Annotated in this window: 11 protein-coding genes; 9 read left to right on the top strand and 2 right to left on the bottom strand. The window is 42.1% G+C overall.

Annotated elements, in window-relative coordinates:
* The first annotated feature begins 53 nt into the window (after positions 1 to 53).
* Positions 54 to 1,157 carry a response regulator gene (locus tag FM038_RS15825; protein WP_142874310.1) on the top strand — a complete coding sequence of 368 codons (1,104 nt, stop codon included), beginning with the start codon at positions 54 to 56 and terminating at the stop codon, positions 1,155 to 1,157.
* Positions 1,158 to 1,253: 96 nt separating this feature from the next.
* Complete coding sequence (locus FM038_RS15820; protein ID WP_185965851.1) at positions 1,254 to 1,646, top strand: four helix bundle protein; 393 nt, start codon at positions 1,254 to 1,256, stop codon at positions 1,644 to 1,646.
* Between the two features lie 207 nt (positions 1,647 to 1,853).
* On the opposite strand, the gene FM038_RS15815 is transcribed toward FM038_RS15820, so the two are convergent.
* A complete protein-coding gene (locus FM038_RS15815; protein ID WP_142874308.1) occupies positions 1,854 to 3,332 on the bottom strand; it encodes a peptide MFS transporter in 1,479 nt (492 codons plus the stop codon).
* A 798-nt stretch (positions 3,333 to 4,130) separates the two neighbouring features.
* Positions 4,131 to 5,687, bottom strand: coding sequence for an MBL fold metallo-hydrolase RNA specificity domain-containing protein (locus FM038_RS15810; protein ID WP_142874307.1), 1,557 nt, complete (start codon positions 5,685 to 5,687; stop codon positions 4,131 to 4,133).
* 860 nt (positions 5,688 to 6,547) lie between these two features.
* Between FM038_RS15810 and FM038_RS15805 the strand changes: the two genes are divergently transcribed.
* The 7 genes from FM038_RS15805 to FM038_RS15775 all read left to right on the top strand — a co-directional run bounded on the left by FM038_RS15805 (position 6,548) and on the right by FM038_RS15775 (position 15,470).
* Positions 6,548 to 9,322 carry an SLBB domain-containing protein gene (locus FM038_RS15805; RefSeq protein WP_195873087.1) on the top strand — a complete coding sequence of 925 codons (2,775 nt, stop codon included), beginning with the start codon at positions 6,548 to 6,550 and terminating at the stop codon, positions 9,320 to 9,322.
* 165 nt (positions 9,323 to 9,487) lie between these two features.
* Positions 9,488 to 10,540 carry a UDP-N-acetylglucosamine--undecaprenyl-phosphate N-acetylglucosaminephosphotransferase gene (gene wecA, locus FM038_RS15800; protein ID WP_142874306.1) on the top strand — a complete coding sequence of 351 codons (1,053 nt, stop codon included), beginning with the start codon at positions 9,488 to 9,490 and terminating at the stop codon, positions 10,538 to 10,540.
* A 220-nt stretch (positions 10,541 to 10,760) separates the two neighbouring features.
* A complete protein-coding gene (locus FM038_RS15795; RefSeq protein ID WP_223292874.1) occupies positions 10,761 to 11,738 on the top strand; it encodes a Wzz/FepE/Etk N-terminal domain-containing protein in 978 nt (325 codons plus the stop codon).
* A gap of 61 nt (positions 11,739 to 11,799) precedes the next feature.
* The gene (gene gspG, locus FM038_RS15790) at positions 11,800 to 12,210 is read left to right on the top strand and encodes a type II secretion system major pseudopilin GspG (RefSeq protein WP_142874305.1); all 411 of its coding nucleotides are present in this window, start codon (positions 11,800 to 11,802) and stop codon (positions 12,208 to 12,210) included.
* On the top strand, positions 12,207 to 13,874 hold the full coding sequence (locus FM038_RS15785; RefSeq protein WP_223292873.1) for a GspE/PulE family protein: 1,668 nt from the start codon (positions 12,207 to 12,209) through the stop codon (positions 13,872 to 13,874). Before gspG ends, FM038_RS15785 begins: the two co-directional genes overlap by 4 nt.
* Positions 13,874 to 15,070: a type II secretion system F family protein gene (locus FM038_RS15780; RefSeq protein ID WP_195873086.1), complete on the top strand. Its 1,197-nt coding sequence runs from the start codon at positions 13,874 to 13,876 to the stop codon at positions 15,068 to 15,070. The genes FM038_RS15785 and FM038_RS15780 overlap by 1 nt, the downstream gene beginning before the upstream one ends.
* Entirely contained in the window at positions 15,057 to 15,470 is a 414-nt protein-coding gene (locus tag FM038_RS15775; RefSeq protein ID WP_142874302.1) for a type II secretion system protein, read from the top strand. Before FM038_RS15780 ends, FM038_RS15775 begins: the two co-directional genes overlap by 14 nt.
* Positions 15,471 to 15,475: the final 5 nt, after the last annotated feature.

The following is a 15,475-nucleotide window of genomic DNA, read 5'->3' as shown; positions in this document are numbered from 1 at the left end:
GAAGACTCTAGATTTAAAGTTACTCACTAGAGTCTTTTATAAAAGGACCATAGATGGCGCTAGAAGAGTTAGTCATATTACTTGTTGAAGACGATCCGGTTTTTAGGCGGCTCGTTGCGAGCTTCCTCGAAAGTCGGGGAGCGAGTGTTATTGAAGCAAACGATGGTGAGCAAGGGCTAGAGAAGTTTCAGCAATTTGCCTTCGACATCGTACTTGCGGATTTAAGCATGCCTATCATGGGCGGATTAGACATGCTCAAAAAGATGTCAGAGCTCAATCCTGATATTCCATCCATTGTTATTTCTGGTAATCAAGTCATGGCCGATGTGGTGGAAGCGCTGCGTATTGGCGCAAGTGATTATTTAGTTAAGCCTGTCGCCGATCTATTTCTCATCGAAAATGCCATCAAACAATGTTTAGAGTCTCGCGTTTCAAAAGAAGTGCGCTTTGAAGATTTAGAAGAGCTTTCCTATCAAGAGCTACAAGATAACTTAGCCTTGCTAGAACAAAATGAGCAAGCGGCAAAAAGTGTTCAGCAACAGCTTTTCCCCCCATCACAGATCAACTACTTAACCGCCAAAGTTGACTACAGCCTGTATAAAGCCGATGAAGTCAGTGCTTACTTTATCGATACGGTTAATGTAGGTGAAAAGCATCTGGTGATGTATATGGCCCACTTCCACCCTCAGGATAACCGTGCAGCGTTTGCCAGTGTGTTACTGAAAAGCTTCGTTAATCAAAAGTTGAAGCTCTTTAGAAACGGTACGACTCAGGCCATCATCGAGCCCTATAGTATGTTGAGTTACCTCAACGAGAGAATGACAAAGTCTGGACTAGATATCTGTATCGATATTGTCTATGCCGTCGTCGAACTCACTCAGTATAGAGCCTCCATTGCTCAGGCTGGTAACGGCTTGCGCTGTTATATTCGTAACCAGCAAGGATTAACCCCGCTAGCAATGCCTAACTCTCTACAGCTGGGTATATTAGATTGGGGGCATCCAAGTGCACAATTTCGGACCTTAATGCCTGGCGAGCAGCTATGTATCGCCTCAAGTAAACCTGAGCACAAACAGATGCTACTCGATAATCAATTCCATGGCCTCGCCTACGACACAACAATCCCAACCGGCGGATATGTGCAACTGTCTTTTTGAGAAGGTTCTAGGCAAGTGGAGGTTTCTAGGTACTAGTAACTAGGCATTACTGTCGTCTTTGCCTTCAATTTTACTTTCAATACCATGGATGGTGTGATGAGAAAATATGCTTTTGAACATCTTGAAGTCTGGCGACGTTCTTCGCGTTTGGTTTGTGATATTTACCGTTTATTCAATAATTGCAGAGATTATGGTTTTAAAGATCAAGTCACTCGATCTTCCCTTTCCATTCCTTCCAACATCGCAGAAGGAGAAGAGAGAGCTTCCGCTAAAGAATCTGCTCGCTTCCTTTACTATTCAAAAGGCTCTGCAGGAGAGCTTGCCACCCAACTATACATAGCTATCGAAATCGAACTAGTAGATAAAGACAGGGGACTGACTCTTATAGATGAAACTAAACAGATATCCGCCATGCTGGCTGCACTGATAAAAATTAGAAAAGGAGAAGTGAAAGAGTCCTCAGTGGAATACAAGATTAAGGGTAACTGAGATTATTTGGCTTTAGGGATAATCTGGAGTAGTCAGACTTGGAACTTATTATCATTGTAAGCCATCGTACCTAGGAACTAATACCTAGATACTTCATAACAAAAACGCCTCACTATCACTAGCGAGGCGTTTATAATATCAGTACCTAGTACCTAGTACCTAGTACCTAGTACCTAGTACCTAGTACCTAGTATCTAGAACCTTTTATTAATGCTTTATCCCTTCATGATCTGCTGTCACTGCCATCTCTTCTTCGAGCGCTTGCTCTTCAGTATGAACGGTGCCACCTTCAGCGCCGTGCATCCAACTTACTAGCTTGTCAGCCATAAAGTACAGCACGATACCTGAAAGAGCAGATGTGATAGCGATACCAGCGAAGATGGCCATTGCATTTGCAAGTTGCTCTTCTTTTGGTCCGCCATGTCCGATAAATGAACCCACGAAGCCACCAATCTTGTTTGCAGCAGCAACGAATAGGAACCATGCACCCATCATAAGAGATGCGATACGCAGCGGAGCAAGCTTGGTCACCATAGATAGACCGATAGGAGATAGACAAAGCTCACCCATGGTATGGAAGAAGTATGCACCGACTAACCACCACATGCTCGACTTACCGTCAGGATTTCCGCCCATCTCAAGTACAGCACCGATCATGAATAGGAAACCGATACCCAGTAGTACGAGACCTAATGCAAACTTAACTGGAGAGTTTGGCTCATTCTTACCTAAGCGGATCCAGATAGATGCGATGACAGGTGCGAAGATAACGATAAACATAGCGTTAAGAGACTGGAACCAAGTTGTTGGTACTTCCCAGCCACCGATCATACGATCAGTAAAGTCGTTGGTGAACAAGTTCATCAAACCACCGGCTTGCTCGAAACCAGCCCAGAAGATGATAGTAAACAGACCCATAACCATGATGACCTTGATACGGTCACGTTCAACACTGGTTAAAGGCACTTTCGCTACGTCAGTGTTTCCTGCTGCTTTAGCTTTATCTCTTTCAAGTTTTGCAGCTGGGTATTTACCAATATCACCAAGTAGACGCTGTGCGAAGAAGAATTGAATGATCAAAGAGAACACCATACCAATACCAGCACAAAGGAAGCCCATCTGGAAGTTGCCATCATAAGCGCTGACAACAGAACCTACGATAATACCAGAAAGGAAAGCACCTACGTTGATACCCATATAGAAGATAGTAAACGCGCCATCACGACGATGATCACCTTCTTCGTACAAGTCACCTACCATGGTAGAGATGTTTGGCTTAAATAGACCGTTACCTAGAATCAGTACACCAAGACCAAGATAGAAGGCTTCGATTTCCATTCCCGGCACCCAAGCGTGTGGCGTACCCAGAATGAATTGACCAGCAGCCATTAACGCGCCACCAATCATGATTGAACGACGTTGACCAAGGTAGTTATCGGCTAACCAGCCACCAATGAGGGGAGTTAAATAAACTAAACCGGTGAAAGTACCGTAAAGAGAGATGGCATCTGCACTCGTCCATCCTAAACCATGACCACCTTGCGATTGTACGCTATCTACCAAATACAGTACCAAAATGGCACGCATTGCGTAATAACTGAATCGTTCCCATAACTCTGTTGTAAACAACAGGAACAATCCCTTCGGATGCCCGAGCATCGTCCCTTGGGGTTTTGTTACGCTCATTAAGTCTTCCACCTTCGCTTGTGATGCCTGTAGGACAATTGTGCTACAGAAAAATTATTATTACTTTATTTTACAGTCTTGCAACTTAGCATGGCTTAATGAAGTTAAGCTCATGATTAATTGTACTTTAGCTGTGAAAGCCGACTACAATTTTGCTACAGACTATTGTTATATTTTAATATTTGGAGCTATAAATTCTACGAAACCCACCTTATATACCTTTTTATGATTGCAAATGTCAATTTTACAGGCGTGAATGCTGAGTATTTAAACAAGAAGAAGTGTAAAGCTGTGAACATGTACAAACTTTGACGTTGTAGGAGGGGCTTTAGCCCCGAAGCATTCTCTATACACCAAATAATATAGAACCAACCGTAGTTGTAGGAGGGCGCTTCAGCCCCGAAGCTTTTTATCCATACATCAATTAATACCAAATCATTCGCGGCTAAAGCCGCTCCTACATGGCACAACATCATCTAACCGAAAGGGGTCTTACATTTCTGTAGGAGGGCGCTTCAGCCCCGAAGCTTTTTATCCATACATCAATTAACACCAAATCATTCACGGTTGTAGGAGCTGGCTTCAGCCACGAAGCTTATCTATATACATCAAATAATATCTAACCCATTCGCGGCTAAAGCCGCTCCTACAAGGCAACGCCGTCGTCTTAGCCTCAACAGCGCCGCATCATCTTAGCTCATCTACATTCCGTAGGAGGGCGCTTCAGCCCCGAAGCTATTTATCCATAAATCAATTAATACCATTCGCGGTTGAAGCCGCTCCTACAAGGCTACGCCGTCATCTCAGCCCTCCTATCTCTATCTCCGCCTCCGGCAATAACTCCCTATATTTATTGGCTAACGCTTCTTTAGCCTCAGGATCCCCATGAACGATGCGAATGTGCTTGGGCCTATGCTGCATTCGTTTAACAAAGTTGATCAGGTTGTTTTGATCTGCGTGAGCCGAGTAGCCCGATATGGTATGTATGCCAGCTTTGATATCTATCCTGCTGCCATTGATATCAACATATCCCCCCGCAGGGCCATATTGTTGAATGTCTCGGCCTGGTGTGCCTTTAGCCTGGTAACCGACAAAAATTACATCAGCAGTAGGCTCAGCTAAAAACCTCTCTAGATAGTTCATTATCCTTCCACCACTACACATACCGCTAGCGGCAATGATTATTGCAGGTTTATTACGCTTGGCTAAATAGTCGATAGTGGCCAGATGTTCTTTGTGATCGTTCACCGTATACAGCTGCTCAAAATCCAGAGGGTGCCTATGTTGCTTAAGGGCTTTTCTGGCCTCACTGTCCCAAAGCTGTTTGAAAGACTGATACTGTTCGGTAAATGTTGCCGCAAGGGGGGAGTCTACAATGATCTCAATGTTCTGCCATAGAGGACTACTAGATTGCCGATGGATGATCTGTTCTAGCTCATACAGCAGTTCTTGTGTTCGCCCAATACTAAATGCTGGGATTAATACTACGCCATTATCAGACACGGATTTTTCAATCACTTTACGTAAGCTTTGACTGCGCTGTTTACGTGCTTGATGGTTTGTATCGCCATAAGTTGATTCAATGATTAAGGTATCTGCTCGATATGGGCTCTTAGGACTGGGCAGCAAAGGAGTATAAGGCGCACCAAGATCGCCAGAAAATACGACTCTATGCGTGTTAATAAGTTTAGATTGAGGTTTGGGATTTGATGTACTGGCGTTCTCGGGTTGGTTTATCAGTCCTTTTAATTCAATTTCAATATAGGCAGAGCCTAAAATATGCCCCGCGGGTCTGAATTTTGCCCTAGCATGCTTAAACTGTGATGAATTGAACTGTGATTGAGAGCCATGTGAGTGGCTACTGACTAACTCTAATTTTGACACGGACTCAGAATCTGAATCAGCTAGTGAATGACAAGCAGTCACTTGCAGAGGAAACCAGACGTTATAGTCAATTGGAATGATAAGCTGCTGTAACTTTTTGAGGTACAGATTGATAAGCCGTTTATTCTTCGTTACCCCCACCTTTAAGGCATCGGCGATGACGATAGGGAGTAGGGCCGCAGTCGCCGTTGTGGCATATATAGGTTTATCAAAGCCCGCAGCGAGTAGATAAGGAATACGCCCAACATGATCGATGTGACAGTGAGTCACTAACAGTGCTGTTATATGGGCAAGTTCAAACTCAACCTCTAACCGTTGTGCATTTGTCCTCCCGGCGGTTTCGGCGCCTTGAAAAAGCCCACAATCAATTAAAACAGAAGACTTTGCATTGATATCCAATTGATGACATGAGCCAGTTACACCGTTAACTGCCCCGTGATGGATGATTTGAACCTTAGATCTGCGTGCCATAATACGTTCCTTGTATTACATTCAATTTATGTGTTGTGTTTATGCTATTTACATTAATAACTAAACCAAGGTATAGCTAAGCCAATGTATCCCTTTTAGTCAGAGAAGACGATGATTTTCGATCCCATGTAGGAGGGCACTTTAGCCCCGAAGCTTATCTCTATACATCAAATAATATCTAACTCATTCGCGGCTAAAGCCGCTCCTACAAAAATGTTCAGATATATTTATCACATTTATCTACTGTCTGTGTCTCATCAGCACGGCGTCGTCTTCGCTTTTACAGGTTTCACCGCCGTCTTTGTTTTTTGCGGAACACTTCTTAGCTTTATTAGCGCAGTATCGTCTTTGAGCATTTGTATTCCGTAGGAGGGGGCTTCAGCCCCGAAGCTTATAGCGATATACGAAATAATACCAAACCATTCGCGGCTAAAGCCGCTCCTACTAGGCGAAGCCGTCATCTTTGCTCGAACAACAGCGCAGCGTCATCTCGCTGTTCAGGAAAAACCGTCGTCTCAGCTCTACTAGGCGAAGCCATCATCTCTGTTTTCATAGACAACGCCATTGTTCCTGCTTTATATAAGTAGAAAAATTAAGCATTATTAGCTTTTTTAGGTTAACAGTTTGTTTCATCCTCAACGACTATCGATCTTATGCTGTACGGGGCTTTTTAATTGCGTATAATTGTTCGGGATTTTTGAAGGGAAGTTGATCAAATCAACATTGGAAGGATCCATACCAGTTGGGCTGTATTCTATCGTGCTTCAACAGCTGACTATTTCTTTCTTTAGTCTTTCATTTTTAAAACTAGGTATGTCAGTCGACACTAGTGCTTTTGCTTGAATCTTGGAGATTTGCAGGTGTTATTGAAATTTAAAAAATTCATGATTGCGGGTTTGGGTGCAATTTGCTTATTAAGTGTGACAGCACAAGCTGCTGTCACTCCATCACCACAAATGATAGAGCAGTTTAAAAAACTGCCCAAGGCTGAACAAGAAAGAGTCGCAAAGCAGTATGGTCTCGATCCCTCAATGTTGGACTCAACAATGGGAGCTCAAAACCCTCAGCAAGATTTTAGTGATTTTCAGTTTATCAATGCGAGAGAAGTTGAAGATGAGAAAGCTAAGGAGATGCGAGAGCAGCAGATCTTAGTTGAAGAGGTGGCACAATTCCTCAAAGACCAAAAAGATAAAGATACTAAAAAGTTGCAACCCTATGGTTACGATCTTTTTGCCGGAGAACCAACAACGTTTGCGCCAGTGTCAGATATTCCTATTCCAGGTGAATACCTTGTCGGCCCTGGTGACAACATAAAAGTTCAACTCTACGGCAAAGAAAATAGAGAATATGACTTAGTCATTAGCCGAGATGGCACTATTCAGTTTCCTGAGTTAGGCCCAATTTCAGTATTAGGCTTGAAATTCGATGACTTACGCAAAACAATCTCTGCCCGTATTAAGCAGCAGATGATAGGCGTACAGTCTAATATCACCATGGGCGAGCTTCGCTCTATGCGCATATTTGTTGCAGGTGATGCATACAAACCTGGTTCATATACTGTTTCAAGCCTTTCCACTATCACTCAAGCACTGTTTGTTGCTGGTGGTATTGCTGAAATAGGTTCTCTTAGAAATATTCAACTTAAGCGTAATGGCAAGCTAATAGCCACATTAGACCTTTACGATCTACTGATGCGTGGTGACGCCTCAAAAGATATGCGTTTACGCTCCGGTGATGTGGTGTTTATACCATCGGTTGGTGGCTTAGTTTCTGTCGACGGTGAAGTTCGACGTCCAGCTATCTATGAATTAGTAGGCAAAGAGTCCATGGGTGAGGTTATTGCCATGGCAGGTGGCTTAACTGGCGGGGCTTATCCTAAAAGTAGCAGTATTGAAAGATATAATGCTCAAGGGCTTAAATCGATAAAGAATGTTGACTTAACCACAGAGCAAGGGCGCGCAGCCAAAGCAAAATCTGGTGATATCGTTAAAGTGAAAACGGCATCGATGCAATTTGAAGATGCAATCACAGTCATAGGCGCCGTTGTTCGACCTGGTAAATATCAATGGTATCAAGGGCAAAAAATTAGTGATCTGCTTCCTTCAGTCTGGGGCGATTTAACGCCGTCAGTCGACCTTGATTATGCGATTATCGTACGAGAAATTAATAAACAGGGTGATATTGAAGTTCATCAGTTCTCACCATCCAAGTCGATAATCAATAAAGAGTTAAAAAGTGATCTTGAGTTAAGTCCTCGTGACATAGTGATGTTTTTTAACTTCAGTGATGACTCACAGAATCGTTTCGATCTCAATGCACTGGTTAGAGAGCGCGTTGAGAAAGTGGTACAACTTGTTGGAGATAACTCATTATCTAAAGATCTGTTTAAAGCAGGTTTCTCGCAACTAGAAAATCAAAAGCTAAGAGACCGTAGCCAACTCGGCGGGGTTGTTGTTGCAAAAGAGCAGGCCGAAGATGATGAAGCCTTAGCCATCAAAGGCGAAGTTAATCGTATGATGGCCAATCTTTTTGAGGACTCAGAGCTCATTCAACTCAGTGGACTGATGAATCGAAGCGAATTGCTTTACCCGATCATCATGAAACTTAACCATCAGAGCCGCTCGGGTACTAGCGTTCAGGTTGTCGCGATTAAAGGGCAGGTTTATCATGAAGGCATGTATCCACTCGCTGTCAATGCGCGTATCTCGGAAGTCGTCACCGCTGCAGGTGGCTTAAAAGAGGGGGCGTATACCTCAAGGGCTGAACTGACTCGTACTAACACGCTTGCAGATGGTTCAAGTATTACCCATAAGAACATCGAGTTACTACCGGCTCTTAATGGCGAACTGAATGCAAACCTGGTACTACAAGGCCGAGATATTCTCACCGTTATGACGACGCCTGAATGGCAGGAAAACAAATCGGTGGAGATCCGCGGCGAAGTTCGTTTTCCTGGTGTTTACAACATTCGACGTGGTGAAAGCCTGAAAGATGTCGTCGAGCGTGCGGGTGGCTTTACTGATTATGCGTATTTACCTTCATCAGTATTCGTACGTGAGTCTGTACGACTGCAAGAACAATTAGAGATAAAAAAATTAGCCGACCAGCTTCGTCGTGATATCGCCACTCGTGGTGTATCAAAAGATGGCGATGTGGTTAATTATGCCGACGTTCAGATGATGCTGTCAGATCTAGAAAACATTGAAGCCGTCGGTCGCTTAGTGGTAGATTTATCGGCGATTTCAATCGGTATAGAGCAGGCTGACTTACAGCTTGAAGATTCAGATGTGCTTTATGTACCATCGACTAAGCAGACAATTGCAGTGATGGGCGAGGTACAATACGCTGCTACTCATAGATTTAAAGAAGGCTTAACCTTAGACCAATACCTAAATATGTCTGGTGGGGTTAGAGAACGAGCCGATGATGGCAGGACTTATGTCATTAAAGCCAACGGCTCTGTGATGCTACCTAGTCATTCTATGTGGTTTAGCAGTGAAGACAAATTACAACCTGGTGATACGATCATTGTACCGCTTGACACTGAGTACAAAGATAACTTAACCCTTTGGACCCAAGTGACTAGCATCATCTATAATACAGCCGTCGCATTCGCTTCTATTTCTGGTATCTAATAGAAGCACTAGCTGTAAAAATAGGGATAAATAATAGCAAACCAATTTAGGTTTGCTAGTCCACAAACATGTTGTGCAGAAGTTCGCACTGTTTAAATCATTAAGCAGTGCGAACTTTGTACGTTTTTCAAGTTTGATCATTTATAAGTAAATAGGAAAGCAATCATGGATTTTATAATCCCCTTGAGTTGCGCATTTATCGTTTCATTCATGGCTATACGTTGGGTGATCCCCATTGCTGAAAGAGTTGGCCTAGTCGATATTCCTGCAGGAAGAAAGCAACACTCGGGTAGAGTCCCCTTAATCGGTGGTTTTGCTATCTACCTCAGTGTACTCACCACGAGTATGGTATTTATTCCGAATAGTCAGGCATTGAATATTTACTTAGTGTCTGCATCGTTAATGCTGTTTATCGGGGTATTAGACGATAAATATGATATTCCAGTAAGGTATCGACTCGTAGCACAGGTTATCGTTGCCTCCATGATGATATTTGGTGCAGGGTTTTACCTTAAAGACTTAGGCAATCTGTTTGGCTTTGGCTTAATTAGCCTTGGTGTTGTGGGTGTATTCTTTACAGTTATTGCCGTTATTGGTGCAATTAATGCCTTTAACATGGTTGATGGTATTGACGGGCTCGCCGGTATGCTCAGCCTTATCTCTTTCGCTGGACTCGCGTTTCTTCTTAGCGGTGTTGGTAGTGAATGGTATCTATTGCCGTTACTCTTTATCGCAGCTTTAGTCGCCTATTTAATGTTTAATTTAGGTTGGCCAACTAAGATACTCAGAAAGGTCTTTATGGGCGATGCGGGTAGCATGTTGATTGGTTTAACCGTTGTTTGGTTGCTTGTTATTGGTGTAAGTGAGGGTGTCGAAGCATTCAGACCTGTTACTGCACTGTACTTGATTGCTATTCCATTAATGGATATGGCGGCCATTATGTTTAGGCGGATAAATAAGGGAGACTCTCCTTTTAAGCCCGATCGTGATCATCTTCATCATATTTTCATGCGAGCAGGCTTTACCCCAGGACAGTCTTTAGTCATTATCAGTCTTTGTGCCTGCTTTATGACATTTATTGGTGTCATTTCAGAACTTTATCAAGTTCCTGAAGTCATTATGTTCATCAGTTTTGTTATTATTTTTGCCCTGTACAGTTATGCCATTCAGCACGCATGGCAAATTATTTCACGATTCAGAAGTCGATTTCTTAATTAGTTTTTCTACAAACTATCATGAGTCAATATAGGCAATACCTAAGTGATAGTTTATCGTGTCAAGATTGTATTTAGTTGATTCGCAGCTTTAAGTTGACCAGTGTAACTAGGTTAAAATAAACCATCTGGTTCACTTTTAAATTGGCGGAGTATTTTCCGATAGGTCGACTAAATGATATGTGGTTTTAGTTTACATTTTAGTGAAGTTTAATTGAGAACAGATGAATTCAAACAATGTTAATCCAATGTCAAATACTCATTCATATCAAGTTCCGCAAACTCCAGTTGTCGATGAAGTCGATTTGAAGGAAGTTTTTACAGCATTATGGAAAGGTAAATGGCTCATCATAGTGATGACAGCTTTGTTTGCTGTTTCTGGCGTGTTCTATGCCCTTTCTCAGCCTAATACCTATAAGGCTGAAGTTGTCATGGCTTCTGCTAATAAGGATGGTCAATCAGGTTTGGCAGGTATGGCAGCCCAATTTGGAGGGATCGCTTCCCTTGCAGGGATAAATATAGGTGGTGGGGCGGGTGCTGATGAGACCGTTTTAGTATTGGCTACCTTAAAATCTCGTCAGTTTATCAATCATTTTATCACCAAACATGATCTTTTAGTGCCACTTATGGCAAGTGACCATTGGGATATGGATAGTGGAAAATTATTTCTAGATGGATCTTTATATGATGAGCAAGATCAGAAATGGATACGCGACGTTCCTGAAGGCTTTTCGATAGTTCCTACAGCCTGGGAAGCCTATAAAGTATTTACTGAGATCATGACTGTCAATAAAGAGAAAGAAACAGGGCTCGTCACTTTATCCATTATTCATCATTCGCCAATAGTCGCTCAACAATGGGCACAATTATTAGTCGCAGATCTAAATTTGTGGATGAAAAATAAATCTATCAATGAGTCTAGCCATAATATTGAATACTTAAATAAACAACTGGATAAGACTTCGGTTGCAGAGATGAAAACTGTTTTTTATCAACTGATTGAAGAACAAACCAAAAATTTAATGCTTGCTGAGGTTGAAGATGAATTTTCATTTAAGACAATCGATCCGGCCGTCATTCCAGAAGAAAAAGTAGGACCTAAGCGTGCATTGATCTGTATACTCGCAGTCTTTCTTGGTGGTTTATTCAGTATTATTTTGATTTTAGGTAATTATATGGTTAGAAAGCTAATCAACCATTAGAGTGATGTAATTGTAATATGGTGAGTTAACTTGATTCATCCAGATAATAGAAGGTAGTTAGATGAAAGTGAGTAAGTTGAAAAAAACGTTAGGTTTTACCTTAATCGAACTGTTAATTGTTATTGTTATTATGGGCTTGCTTATGTCGCTTGTGGCGCCTGCAATGTTTTCCAAAGTTGGCTCATCTAAACAAAAAACGGCTGCGGCCCAAATGCAGATGCTTTCGACTGCATTAGATACACACTTACTTGATACTGGTAACTATCCTTCAGCTCTCGAGGAGCTACGTAAATCTACAGCTTCAGGCTGGGATGGCCCTTATTTGCCGCGTGATATCCCAATGGATCCTTGGGGCAATAGCTATGAATATAGTACGCCTGGGACCGAGGGCAATCCATATGCGTTGAAAACACTCGGTAGAGATGGTAAGCCAGGTGGCGAAGGCGAAGACGAAGATATTATTTACCAATGATGAATCAGCACCTTAATTTAGATGATGCCCTATCTCAAATGGGCATAGCTACTCCAGATCTTGAAAAAGCTAAGTCTTATCAACGAAAATTTGGCGGAAGAATAGAACAGGTACTCATTCACTTGGGTAGCCTTGCAGAGGAAGCCTTGCCAGAGATATATAGGCTGACTTTAGGCTATGCTGCTTTTGAAGATGCGATGTGTCAGCAAGAGAATGTGATCAGTAATCATGACACTATGAATGTTCAACGCTTACTCAATCTGCGTTGGTTCCCATTACATATTGACGCTGCGTTAGTCTTTGTTACGGACAACCCACTCTGTATCGATGCATTACAACATGTAAGCCAGTTAAAGCTTGCACATAATATTGTTGTAGCAAACAACGCACAAATTGAAATCCTGTCAAAACTTTATGAGATGACTGATTCGGATGATAGCCATCTACTTCAATTTGATGACATCGAAGAAACTAAACTGCGAGAGATGGCCAGTGAAGCCCCAACCGTCAATCTGTTTAATTCAATTCTAGCTAAAGCATTAAAGTTAGGTGCATCAGATATTCATTTCGAACCATTAAATGATATTTACCGTATTAGATTACGCGTTGATGGCGTTCTGATTGAGCTAGAACGTGTCCCAAAACGATTAAAGCTGCCACTCGTTTCCAGAGTTAAAATTTTATCTGGGATGGATATTGCTGAAAAAAGACGTCCACAGGATGGCAAGATAGAGGCAAGAATTTCAGGAATAGATCTTGATATCCGAGTATCGGCATTACCATTGAATGATGGCGAAAGCATGGTACTTCGTTTACTAAAAAAAGACGCCATAAAATATGATATTGATGTTTTAGGTGTATCAGAAGATGTTTTAAAAGCTATTCAGCGGGATATTAAGCGTACGGCAGGTGTAGTCTTGATAACAGGTCCCACGGGATCGGGTAAAACGACGACCCTTTACACATTACTGAATGAACTAAATAATGATGACGTAAAAATCATATCACTGGAAGATCCTGTTGAATATCAGTTGGATGGTGTCAATCAAGTTCAAGTTAACCCTGAGATAGATTTTGATTTTGCTGCGGGATTACGCAGTATTGTCAGACAAGATCCCGACGTTATTATGTTAGGTGAAATTCGTGATAAAGAGACGGCAACGATTGCCCTGCAATCTGCACTAACGGGTCACCTGGTATTCAGTACAGTGCATACCAATGATGCCCCAAGTGCGTTTACCCGATTGATGGATCTCGGTGTCGAAGAGTTTCTGCTAAATGCGGCTGTTGTGTCTATCGTGGCACAGCGTCTGGTCAGAAAACTGTGCAGCTGTAGTCAGAAGATTTCTGAGTCCCATGCTAATGCTGTGATTGAAAAATATAACCTTAGTAGCATGATTAATCAGCTTGGGATCAGTCCAGAACTTAGAACGGCTGTTGGCTGTGAGGCTTGTGGCGGCTCAGGTTACAAAGGGCGTATGGCTATCATCGAATATCTAGAATGCGATGAGCATATAGCCATGCTTGATAAAGATGATACTTTCTTATCTTCTGCCAGAAAATATAATGCAAAAAAGGGTTTTAGAACCTTATTTGAAGATGGAACCTATAAAGCATTACTAGGCCAAACAACCATCGAAGAAGTCATAAGGGTTGCAGGTTAGTGGCTGATTTTAAATATCAAGCGTATGATAGTGAAGGCAACAGTCGTAAAGGCCATATCGAAGCAATCGATAAGCTAACGGCAACTAAACGCCTTAACGAACAGGGCCTTAAACCGGCCAAGTTGGAACCCGTTTCGACTCAGATTGGCGGCTTGTTCGGTGAGAAAAGACTCACTCTCGATGATATAGAGTTTTTAACTGCTGAACTGTCACTGTTATTACGCAGCGGAGTAAAGATCGATCGTGGCTTAGAGATTGTCAAAAGGAGCAAGAGCAATCTGGCTTTGAAAGCATTACTGGATGATGTTTGTCAAAAAGTAAAGCAGGGCACCATGCTGTCAACCAGTCTTGCGGCTTACCCTGAATATTTTGATCCCCTATACATTAACTTAGTTAAAATGGGCGAAGAGACCGGAACACTGCCAGATATCTTTGCCAGTTTGGCCGAGGATCTTAAGTTTAAAAAAGATCTGAAGCGTAAAGCACTACAAGCACTCGTTTACCCTATGGTCATTTTGTCTGTGTGTGTCGTGTGTATTGTGTTTGTTTTCAACTTTATTGTGCCTCAGCTGTCCAGTTTATTCGATAATGTTAAAGACTTGCCTTCCTATACTCGGATCTTGCTTGGTACCAGTGATTTTTTCATCAATTACCAATTTTTTCTGCTTGCGTTGATCATTGCTTCAGCTTTTGCAATTCGAACGTTTTTGAATAAAAGTGAAGGTAAACAGAAGTTCGATCGCTTCTTTCTACATACACCAGTCATATCTACTTTCGTTGTCGTCATGGAGAGAATTAGATTTAATTCGTCGATGGCTATGATGTTAAACGCTGGATTATCGCTAGATAAAGCCATTTTACTCGCGCTTGATAGTGTAAAAAATAGTGTCGTAAAACTTGAGTTACTGACAGTGCAAAAACAGATCAGAGAGGGGGGAAGGTTAACTGAGAAGCTCTCTCAATCCGTCATATATCCTGATTTTTATGTATCTTTGCTTGAGGTCGCTGAAGAGAGTGGTGATATGTCAATTGCCTTTGATGAGGTCGCTTCACGCTCTAAGGTTGAGTTTGAAAGCTGGACAACTAAGATCACTAATCTTTTAGAGCCTATCTTGATTCTATTTATGGGTGGCATCGTTGGCTCTGTTGTTGTGGTCATGTTGCTCAGTATTGTGTCGATCAATGATTTTGGATAAAAAGTTAACATCCGGTGACGGTTTTACACTGATAGAGCTTTTAGTCGTACTCACCATAGGTATGCTACTCATCTCCCTTGTTGGTGGTGTCGGCATGAACATGGTGGATAAGACCCAAACTCAAAGAGAAGTATTGAAGTTTCAGTCTCTGGTTAAAGAAAGTAGTTACAAGGCCTATTTATGCAAGTGCACACAAACGATGCGCCTTGGCAAAACAGACGTCACTATCGGCGAACATAGTGATCGTAGCAGCGTGTTTTATTTCGAAAAAATTACGTTCAGTGAGCAACTTATCTCTTTTCATCGTACTGGGCTACCGAGTACGACGAGGGTGCGCTATTATCGAAATGAAAAATGGCAAACATTGGATTTAATTGAACTACTCAATTCAAAATTTTGACTAGC

The organism is Shewanella eurypsychrophilus (assembly GCF_007004545.3).
Lineage (GTDB): Bacteria > Pseudomonadota > Gammaproteobacteria > Enterobacterales > Shewanellaceae > Shewanella > Shewanella eurypsychrophilus.
Note: the sequence above shows the minus strand (reverse complement) of the source record. Positions and strands in the feature narration are given on the sequence as shown.